The 2520-nt window shown below is 67.6% G+C and carries 6 protein-coding genes; all 6 read right to left on the bottom strand.

Annotation, left to right across the window (positions count from 1 at the left end; translation table 11 throughout):
- Positions 1 to 360: preprotein translocase subunit SecY (locus A6Q79_RS00380; RefSeq protein WP_369037981.1), on the bottom strand; the 360-nt coding region annotated here is incomplete at its 3' end.
- A gap of 165 nt (positions 361 to 525) precedes the next feature.
- Positions 526 to 966, bottom strand: a complete 441-nt coding sequence (gene rplO, locus A6Q79_RS00375; protein WP_292605010.1) for a 50S ribosomal protein L15 — start codon at positions 964 to 966, stop codon at positions 526 to 528.
- Position 967: 1 nt separating this feature from the next.
- Positions 968 to 1150: a 50S ribosomal protein L30 gene (rpmD, locus tag A6Q79_RS00370; protein ID WP_292605011.1), complete on the bottom strand. Its 183-nt coding sequence runs from the start codon at positions 1148 to 1150 to the stop codon at positions 968 to 970.
- Positions 1150 to 1767: a 30S ribosomal protein S5 gene (gene rpsE, locus A6Q79_RS00365; RefSeq protein ID WP_292605012.1), complete on the bottom strand. Its 618-nt coding sequence runs from the start codon at positions 1765 to 1767 to the stop codon at positions 1150 to 1152. Before rpsE ends, rpmD begins: the two co-directional genes overlap by 1 nt.
- A gap of 34 nt (positions 1768 to 1801) precedes the next feature.
- Entirely contained in the window at positions 1802 to 2185 is a 384-nt protein-coding gene (gene rplR / locus A6Q79_RS00360) for a 50S ribosomal protein L18 (RefSeq protein ID WP_317695245.1), read from the bottom strand.
- 2 nt (positions 2186 to 2187) lie between these two features.
- On the bottom strand, positions 2188 to 2520 hold a 333-nt coding region (gene rplF / locus A6Q79_RS00355; protein ID WP_317695242.1), incomplete at its 5' end, for a 50S ribosomal protein L6.

Here is a 2520-nt window from a genome sequence, read left to right as displayed (position 1 = left end):
GCGGGTGTACTGCGTGATCTTGGTCTGGCCGGCCTGGCCCTCCTTCTTGAGGGCCTCCAGCCGGGGGATCACCACGACGAGCAGCTGCAGGATGATGCTCGCGGTGATGTAGGGCATGATCCCGAGCGCGAACACCGTGAGCTGGAGCAGTGCTCCACCGGAGAAGAGGTTCACCAGGCTGTACAGGCTGGCGTTGTCGCCGCTGGCAGCCAGGTCGATGCACTGCTGGACGTTGGCGACGTTGACACCCGGGGCCGGCAGCTGCGAGCCGGCCCGGAAGATCACGATGATCATCAGGACGAACAGCAGCTTGCGACGCAGGTCGGGCGTCCTGAAAGCATTGGCGAAGGCGCCGAGCACGAGTTCCTCTTTCTCCACACAGGTGTGGCTCCCAGGGCGTGCCCAGGAAGCCTCGGGAAGCCTAACAGGCGGTCTCCCGTCGGACCGGTCAGGTGCTCCTACAGCAAAGGCGCGGGAGCGCCGCCGAGTGGCGGTGCTGCCCGCGCCCTTGCGTCGGAGACTGCGTCAGACCGTGGTGGTCGAGCCGCCTGCGGCCTCGATCTTGGTGACGGCGGAGGCGGAGAACGCGTTCGCGGTCACGTCGACCTTGACCGAGATCTCGCCCTGCCCGAGCACCTTGACCGGCTGGTTGCGGCGGACCGCACCCTTGGCGACCAGGTCCTCGACCGTCACGGCGCCACCCTCGGGGAACAGCGCGCTGATCTTGTCGAGGTTGACGACCTGGAACTCCACCTTGAAGGGGTTCTTGAAGCCCTTCAGCTTGGGGAGCCGCATGTGGATCGGCATCTGGCCACCCTCGAAGGCGACCGGGACCTGGTAGCGGGCCTTGGTGCCCTTGGTACCGCGACCGGCGGTCTTGCCCTTGGACGCCTCACCGCGACCCACACGGGTCTTGGCGGTCTTGGCGCCGGGCGCCGGCTTGAGGTTGTGAAGCTTGAGCGTCATGTCACTCGACCTCCTCGACCGTCACCAGGTGACGGACGGCCTGGACCATGCCCCGGATCTCCGGGCGGTCCTCCTTGACGACGACATCGCCGATCCGCTTGAGACCGAGCGTGCGCACGGTCTCGCGCTGGTTGGGCTTGCTGCCGATCGTCGACTTCATCTGCTGGATCTTCAGCTGAGCCATCAGGAGGACACCTCCTGCGACACACCGGCGGGGACCTCGATGCGCGCCTTGAGCAGCGCAGCCGGGGTGACCTCCTCGACGGTGAGGCCACGACGGGCAGCGACGGCCTCGGGCTGCTCGAGCATCCGCAGCGCCTCGACGGTCGCGTGCACGATGTTGATCTGGTTCGACGACCCGAGCGACTTGCTCAGGATGTCGTGGATGCCGGCGCACTCGAGCACCGCACGCACCGGGCCACCGGCGATCACACCGGTACCGGGCGCGGCCGGACGCAGCATGACGACACCGGCCGCCTTCTCGCCCTGGACCGGGTGCGGGATGGTGCCCTGGATGCGGGGGACGCGGAAGAAGTTCTTCTTCGCCTCCTCGACACCCTTGGCGATCGCCGCGGGCACCTCCTTGGCCTTGCCGTAGCCGACGCCGACCAGACCCTCACCGTCGCCGACGACCACGAGGGCGGTGAAGCTGAAGCGACGACCACCCTTCACGACCTTGGCGACACGGTTGATCGCAACGACGCGCTCGATGTAGGCGGTCTTGTCCGCGCCCTGGTTGCCGCGACGGTCGTCGCGTCCACGGCGCTCGCCACCGCGCTGTCCGCGCTGGGCTCCGCTCATGAGACTTTCCTCTTCTCTCTTGCTCTTCGTGCGATCAGAAGGTCAGGCCGCCCTCACGGGCGGCGTCGGCCAGGGCCGCGACGCGACCGTGGTACTTGTTGCCGGCGCGGTCGAAGACGACCCCGTCGACCCCAGCAGCCTTGGCGCGCTCGGCGACGAGCTCGCCGACCTTCTTCGCCTTGGCGGTCTTGTCGCCGGTCGTGGACCGCACGTCGGCCTCCATGGTGGAGGCGCTGGCCAGCGTCTTGCCGACCAGGTCGTCGACGACCTGGACCGAGATGTGCTTGGACGAGCGGGTGACGACCAGGCGCGGACGCTCTGCGGTGCCCCGGATCTTCTTGCGACCACGGACCTGGCGGCGCAGGCGCGCCCGGGTCTTGGTAGCGGTGTGCTTGTGGTTCGACAGCGCGATACCCATGGTCACTTACCAGCCTTTCCGACCTTGCGGCGGATGTGCTCGCCGGCGTAGCGCACGCCCTTGCCCTTGTACGGCTCGGGCTTGCGGAGCTTGCGGATGTTGGCGGCGACCTCGCCGACCAGCTGCTTGTCGATGCCCTGGACACCGAGCTTGGTCGGACCCTCGACCGCGAAGGTGATGCCCTCCGGGGCGTCGAAGATGATCGGGTGGCTGTACCCGAGCTGGAACTCCAGCTGGGTCGGGCCCTTGGACAGGACGCGGTAGCCGACGCCGACGATCTCGAGCTTCTTCTCGTAGCCCTCGGTGACACCCACGACCATGTTGTTGATCAGGGT

This window comes from Aeromicrobium sp. REDSEA-S32_B7 (assembly GCF_001626145.1).
Classification (GTDB): domain Bacteria; phylum Actinomycetota; class Actinomycetes; order Propionibacteriales; family Nocardioidaceae; genus Aeromicrobium; species Aeromicrobium erythreum.
This window is presented reverse-complemented; position numbering and strand designations above follow the sequence as displayed.